Source organism: Clostridium sp. (assembly GCF_021443865.1).
Lineage (GTDB): Bacteria > Bacillota > Clostridia > Clostridiales > Clostridiaceae > Clostridium.
This window is the reverse complement of the sequence record NZ_JABUTB010000018.1, coordinates 41,529-48,356: the sequence shown is the minus strand read 5'-3', so window position 1 is coordinate 48,356 and position 6,828 is coordinate 41,529. Positions and strand designations below refer to the sequence as shown.

Sequence of the window (6,828 nt, the reverse complement as noted above, 5' to 3'; positions counted from 1 at the left end):
TATAAATTCTTATATAAATTCTTATATAAATGGTGTAAAATATATTATGAACAATAATATAATAAATCATTGTATGTAATAAAAATTGATTTTATTACTATGGTAAGGTAAGGAGGATACAATGAAATTTAAAAAAGCAAGTATAGTCTTTAGTGTAATTATTATAGTATTGTTATTGCTTATAGGATTTAGCATAAGTAATATACTAGATAGAGGCACAAAAGAAGCAAAAGTAGCAAAAGAGTTTATAGAGGAATTATATGATAATGATATAATTGAAAAAAATAGTATAGCTAAAGATGAAGTAATAGAAGAGGAGATATTGAATAAATTATCAAATAAAAATTCTATTATAAAGTATTCAGTTGTAATTGATAACTATGGAGTTGATATTGATAAAGACTATAATGTTGTCGGCTTTTCTAATAAAAATTTAGGAGAAGGAAAATACAAAGCAGAAGAAATAGGTGAAGAAAAAGCTATAGATTTAGCTAAAACATATATTTCAAAAATTACTAAGGAAAAGTTTTCTTATAAAGAGATGAAGACAGATGATAATGATAATTCTTTAGTATATAATGTTGTTTTTTATAAATATAGAAATGAATACCTTTGCTATCAACAAGAAATAAATACTTTAATTAATAAAATAACAGGTAAATTAGAGGGATATACTAATTATTCATTAGAAGCAATGAATTATGTAGATGAAATAAATATAGATGAAGAAAAAGCAAAAGAAAGTGTGAAGAATAACTTTAAGAGCTTAAATATTAATGCAAAAATAGAAGGAAATCCTATTTTAGCCTATATTAATAGTTCAGATAAAGAAATGGTACTAGCATATGTGTTTAATATAAAGATTATTAATAAGGATAATACAGAAGAAATTATTAAATCATTTGTAAGAGCAGATAATGGAGAAGTAATAAATTTTAATTTAGAGGCTGTTTCTAATAAATAAAAAATAAAAAATAAGGTTGCAAAAGCAACCTTATTTTTTATGCTACTAATTCATCATCATCGTCATCATCAGGATTTTCTTCAGAATAAATTGGCCATTCAGTTATATGATCTTCTAATTCAGGAATAGATGATGAATAGAAAATTGGATCTTTAATTCCTTGTCTCTTTTGATATTTGTAATCTTCTAAAGCTTTGATAGCTATTTTACTTAAAAGAACTATAGCTATCAAGTTTATTATAGCCATAAGGCCCATAAATACATCTGCCAAATTCCAAACTAGATCCATACTCACTAATGAACCAAAAAACACCATAATCCCAACAGATATTCTGTATAAATTAATATAGATTTTTTTATCTGTAATAAATTGAATATTTGTTTCTCCGTAATAATAGTTTCCAACTATTGAACTAAAAGCAAATAATAAAATACATATTGAAATAAATATACCACCCCATGAACCTACTTGAGAACTTAAGGCTAATTGAGTAAGTTCAATACCTTTAATTGACCCATCTAGTGGTACATCAGCTAATAATATAATAAAAGCTGTACAGCTACATATTATTAAGGTATCTGTGAATACTCCAAGTGTTTGTATAAAGCCTTGTTTAACAGGATGTGAAACTGTAGCTGTAGCAGCTGCATTTGGAGCAGATCCCATACCAGCCTCATTTGAGAATAAACCTCTCTTTATTCCATGCATAAGTGCTGCCCCAACACCGCCACCAAGAACTTGATTTAATCCAAAGGCATTTTCAAATATCATTTTAAAAACATTAGGTAAAGAAGTAATATTTTTAAATACTATAAACAATGCAACTAATATATATGCCATAGCCATAATAGGAACCAAAATAGAAGATATTTTTGCAATTCTATTAATTCCACCTAAAATAACAGCTAAGGTTAAAATTGTTATAATTGAACCAATTACTACTTTATTAAATCCAAAAGAATTATTTAATGAAAGAGTAATTGTATTTGCTTGTACTGAATTAAAAACTAGTCCAAAAGCAATTGTAATTAGGATAGCAAAGGTGACACCCATCCATCTTTTTTTCAATCCTCTCTCCATATAGTAAGCAGGACCACCAATGAAGTTCTTGCCATCCTTCTTTTTATATATTTGAGCTAAAGTTGATTCTATAAAACTTGATGCTGATCCAATTAATGCAATAAGCCACATCCAAAAAATAGATCCTGGCCCCCCAATAGATATAGCTGTTGCAATACCAGCAAGATTACCAGTACCAACTCTAGAAGCAGTGCTTATGCAAAATGCTTGAAAAGATGAAACCGAAGTCTTATCTTTAGATTTTCCATCTGATAAAAGGCTAAACATTTCTTTAATATTTTTAAATTGAACAAATCTTGTTTTCAATGTAAAATAAATACCAATTATTATTAGCATTGCTATTAATATATAAGTCCAAAGAATATCATTAAATGATAGAATTACATTATTTAATGAATTCAAAATAACTCCCCCTTTTCGATAGTATAAAATTAATTTAATTTCAATAAGAATATAATATAATATTTAATTAAATTTTGCAAGTAAATAGTATAAGACATTCATAAAAGCAGAATAAAACCCTTAATTTACAGGAAATTAAAAGGAAAAGTGAAACTATTGTATAGTGAATATTCATATAAAGAGACAAAAAAAGAGGCTACATATAGCCTCTTTTTAGATATTAAAATGTAAAATGAAGAATTATTCAGTAGGAGCTGGCCCTTCTACGTTTTGACCTGGTTCTTCATTATTATTAGGAGTTTCTGTTTCTAGCTCTATAACTATAGTATCACCTTTCTTAGCTTTATCAGTGGAGATACTTTTAATAGTTCTATTTTTAGAGTCATTATTTTTAATAGTAACATTAACTTCCTTAGATTTTAGAAGGTTTATAGCATCTTCTGCATTAGTACCAACTTTTATTCCTAAGTCTGATAATTTAAACTCTTCAATTTTTTCAGGAGCTTTTGTATCATCCTTTTCTGTTGGTAAAACATATTTATAATCAGCAGCACTTGTAGATGCATTTTCTTTCTTAATAAATACTTTTTCTTCAACTAAATCCTTTGGAGTATTTTCTGTAGCTAACTTATTATTGTTTTTGTTAACTTTAGCTGATACGTGAACATCACATACTCCTGAAGGCTCTGTTCCAGATATAAACATTTCAGTATAAACTCTTGAACCTCTTTGATCATGTGCACAAAGGTCAGTGGCTCTCTTACCAGAATCCTTACAAATTGTAACAGTTGTAACTCCACCAGGATTTCCATCAAATTCTTTATATTCTAAATCAGCATGAATTGGAGCCATAACGGCACCCCATAATGAGGCAGCAGATGAACTGTAACTAGCTCCACCCATTGGAGAACGGTTATCATAGCCTATCCAAACAGCTCCTGAATAATAAGGAGTTAATCCAGCAAATAAGAAATCTGTAACTGAGTTAGTAGTTCCTGTTTTACCTATAACAGGCATGTTTGGAAGCTTTGCCAAAGATCCATCAAAGGTTAAAGGACCTTTAAGTAAATCTCTCATAATATATGCAGTTTGTGGAGAGAAAATTTGTTCTTGCTTAGGTGTTTTCTCTAATAATACTTTACCATTTCCATCTACAACTTTACTATAAAGAATAGGTTCAGTATATAATCCATTATTAGCAAAGGTACCAAAAGCGGAAGCTAAAATAAATGGATTACCACCATCTACAGAACCATCATCATATACTCCAGTAAATTCACCTAATGATAATACTGATAGTGTTTTAGATGCTTCACCATAAATTAAACCTAGTTTTTCACCGTAGGCTAATCCATTTTCAACTCCAAGTCTATCTTCAACCATAATAGTAGGTACGTTTTTAGATAAAGCAAGTGATTCCCTAGCAGTAATATATCCATCAGATTTAAAGTTCCAGTTTTGAGGATTCCAACCAGGATATTTATTTCTAATAGATGAAGGAAGACCAGCATCATCAAATACAGTTCCTGCAGTTATAGTTTTTGTATCTATAGCAGGTCCATAAACTGTTAATGGTTTAGTAGTAGAACCTATAGATCTTAATGCGTAATAAGCTCTATTAGTAGATCTTGCAGGCTGATCACCTCTACCACCAACTAATGCCTTTACTTCTCCAGTTCTATAATCCATTATAGCGGCTGCTGCTTGAAGTAATAGAGTTCCATTTTCATCGGTAACCTCTGGGTTAGCATAGATATCAAGTTGTTGAATACTACTTCTATCATCTAAAACTGCTTGAGTAGAATCTTGAATTGCTCTATCCATAGTAGTATATATTTTAAGTCCACCTGTAGAGAATAATCTATCAACTTCTTCATCAGTGTATTTATATGTTTCTTTTAAATCTTCTCTAACTTGATCTATTGCAGGATATACAAACCATTCATAGTTTATTTTATAAGTAATAACTGTTTGAGAAAATGCAAATTGATTTGCATCTACAAAAGCATAAGCTTCATCATATTCTGCTTGAGTTATTTTTCCTAAGTCTCTCATTTTCATAAGAACTGTTTTAGTTCTATCTAAGTAAAGACTAGGGTCTTCCTTATTAATAGGATTATATGGACTATAATCAGTAGGTGCTTGGGTTAATCCAGCAATAAATGCAGATTCTGCTAAGTTTAAATCTTTTGCACTTTTTTCAAAGTAGTACTTTGCAGCAGCTTCAACACCATAAACCTTACCACCTAAAGGTATAGTGTTTAAATATGCTTCTAATATTTGGTCTTTAGATAATTTCTTTTCTAGATTTAAAGAAAGATAAATTTCTCTAACTTTTCTTTCTATTTTTACGTCATTTGTTAATAATGTATTTTTAATTAATTGCTGAGTTAAAGTTGAACCACCTTGAACTGAACCTTTTCCAGTAAAATAGTAAATACCAGATCTTAAGGCAGATCCTAAAGTTCTTTTTATATCAATACCAGGATGAGTTTCAAAACGCTCATCTTCTATGGCAATATAAGCATCTTTAAGATAGTCTGACATTTCATCTATACTTACTTTATACCTTTCTTCGTCAGTAGGTAAATTATCAATATATGTTTCTTGGCTATCAAAAAGCATAGAAGGTTCATTTAAGCTTAAAACTTTATTAACATCTAATTCTTCGGTACTTTTTATAATTGCAAATACATATCCAAGTCCTACTACAAAGCATAGAAGTAATGCAACTAGTATACTAAGAAATGTACCTTTTAAAATTTTCTTATATCTAGGTTGATTTTTTTTCTTATTTTTTTTGCTACTGTTCTTTTTTTTCTTAACATTAGCTTGGCTTTTTTCTGTTCTAGAAGTATCTTTGTTAGCCATTTGTTCCTCCCTTATAATTTGTAATTATTTAATGGTTCATAATAAATAATATAATATATTATAGCATATTTATATTAAGAGTAAAATAATAACTCTAGAAGGTGACTATGAAGTATTATACAAAAAGATCTAAAATACGATTTCAAATTAAACACCCTAAGATTATAATCTTTATTATTTCCATTTTTTTGCTATTTAATTCCATTTTATACCTTTTCGATAAAAATATTCTTCCAGCTGCTTTGTCTATTGGAGAAGAAAAGCTTAAAAGGGAAGCTACGGCTATAATTAATGAAACAGCCTTAGATATTTACTCTAAAGATTTTGACTACAAGGATATGATAATTACAGAGAAGGATAATGAGGGGAATATAACTATGTTAAGAGCTGATACTGTAAAACTAAATTATTTATCAGCAAAATTAGTATTAGCATCTAATAATAAAATAGGTGAGTTAGAGGAAGTAGGACTAAAGATACCTTTGGGATATATGACTAAAAATTTAGTTTTTTATAATTTAGGTCCTAGGATTAATGTTGATATGACTCAAGTTGGAAATATTACTAGTAGTTATGAATCTGTTTTTGAAAGTGCTGGAATAAACCAAACTAGACATAAAATATATTTAAATGTAAATATGAAGATGAAATTAATTGTGCCACTAAAAAGTAGAGAAGTTGAAATAGTTAGTCAAATACCAATTGCTGAAACTATTATAGTTGGTAAAGTGCCTGAGACAGCAATAGATCTTAATAAAAATTAAATTGAATTGAAAAAGGGGCTGTATAACAGCCCCAAATTAAAAATTTTACATTTAATATTTTTCATTGTGACATAGCACATTTTAATTTATTTATCTTCCCAATTAAATACATAAGGAACATTTCTATAGAAGCTTTCATAGTCAAGACCATAGCCTACAACGAATAAATCTTCTATTTCAAAACAACAATAATCTGGTGACAAATCAACTTTTCTTCTAGAAGGTTTATCTAATAAAGTACAAGTTTTAACTGACTTAGCACCACGTTTTTTTACATAGTCTACAACAAACTCCATTGTGTAACCAGTATCTATTATATCATCAACTATAAGTACATCCCATCCTTCAATATTGTCTGGAATATCATTAACTACTTGAACTTCACCAGTACTTTCTTCACCATGACCATAGCTTGAAGTAGTCATAAAACCAACTTTAGCTTTACAATCCAAGGCTCTAAAAATATCTGCACCAAAAATAAAACTTCCTCTAAGTAACGGTAAAACATAAAGATTTTTATCTTTGTAATCTTCAGTTATTACTTTACCAAGTTCTTTAATTCTAGCTTGAATTTGTTCTTCTGTAAAAAGTATGTTTCTTTTTTTATCATCCATTAGTATTATCCTCCTAAAATATGTAAAAAGTTATTTGTCTATTTATATTTAGTAATATTATTATTTTTATATTACATATTATTTGTATTTCTTGCAACTTATTTTCTATAATTTTCTTACAAATATGAAGAT

5 protein-coding genes are annotated in these 6,828 nt (G+C 28.4%); 2 read left to right on the top strand and 3 right to left on the bottom strand.

All coding sequences use genetic code 11. The features are described 5' to 3' along the window. The first annotated feature begins 121 nt into the window (after positions 1-121). On the top strand, positions 122-964 hold the full coding sequence (locus HUJ77_RS05005) for a hypothetical protein (protein WP_291707484.1): 843 nt from the start codon (positions 122-124) through the stop codon (positions 962-964). 37 nt (positions 965-1,001) lie between these two features. Here the strand turns inward: HUJ77_RS05005 and HUJ77_RS05000 are convergent, their stop codons facing one another. Together HUJ77_RS05000 and HUJ77_RS04995 are read right to left on the bottom strand one after the other, a co-directional pair. Then, positions 1,002-2,447 carry an alanine/glycine:cation symporter family protein gene (locus HUJ77_RS05000; protein ID WP_291707483.1) on the bottom strand — a complete coding sequence of 482 codons (1,446 nt, stop codon included), beginning with the start codon at positions 2,445-2,447 and terminating at the stop codon, positions 1,002-1,004. Positions 2,448-2,687: 240 nt separating this feature from the next. Then, on the bottom strand, positions 2,688-5,318 hold the full coding sequence (locus HUJ77_RS04995; protein WP_291707482.1) for a transglycosylase domain-containing protein: 2,631 nt from the start codon (positions 5,316-5,318) through the stop codon (positions 2,688-2,690). Between the two features lie 107 nt (positions 5,319-5,425). On the opposite strand from HUJ77_RS04995, the gene yunB reads away from it, so the two are divergent. Beyond that, positions 5,426-6,082 carry a sporulation protein YunB gene (gene yunB / locus HUJ77_RS04990; RefSeq protein WP_291707481.1) on the top strand — a complete coding sequence of 219 codons (657 nt, stop codon included), beginning with the start codon at positions 5,426-5,428 and terminating at the stop codon, positions 6,080-6,082. An 86-nt stretch (positions 6,083-6,168) separates the two neighbouring features. On the opposite strand, the gene hpt is transcribed toward yunB, so the two are convergent. Beyond that, entirely contained in the window at positions 6,169-6,696 is a 528-nt protein-coding gene (gene hpt, locus HUJ77_RS04985) for a hypoxanthine phosphoribosyltransferase (RefSeq protein WP_291707480.1), read from the bottom strand. Between the last annotated feature and the right edge of the window lie 132 nt (positions 6,697-6,828).

Coding starts and splice junctions, on each gene's coding strand:
- hpt (WP_291707480.1), bottom strand. CDS start 6,696: ATGGATGATAAAAAAAGAAACATACTTTTTACAGAAGAACAAATTCAA.
- HUJ77_RS05005 (WP_291707484.1), top strand. CDS start 122: ATGAAATTTAAAAAAGCAAGTATAGTCTTTAGTGTAATTATTATAGTA.
- yunB (WP_291707481.1), top strand. CDS start 5,426: ATGAAGTATTATACAAAAAGATCTAAAATACGATTTCAAATTAAACAC.
- HUJ77_RS04995 (WP_291707482.1), bottom strand. CDS start 5,318: ATGGCTAACAAAGATACTTCTAGAACAGAAAAAAGCCAAGCTAATGTT.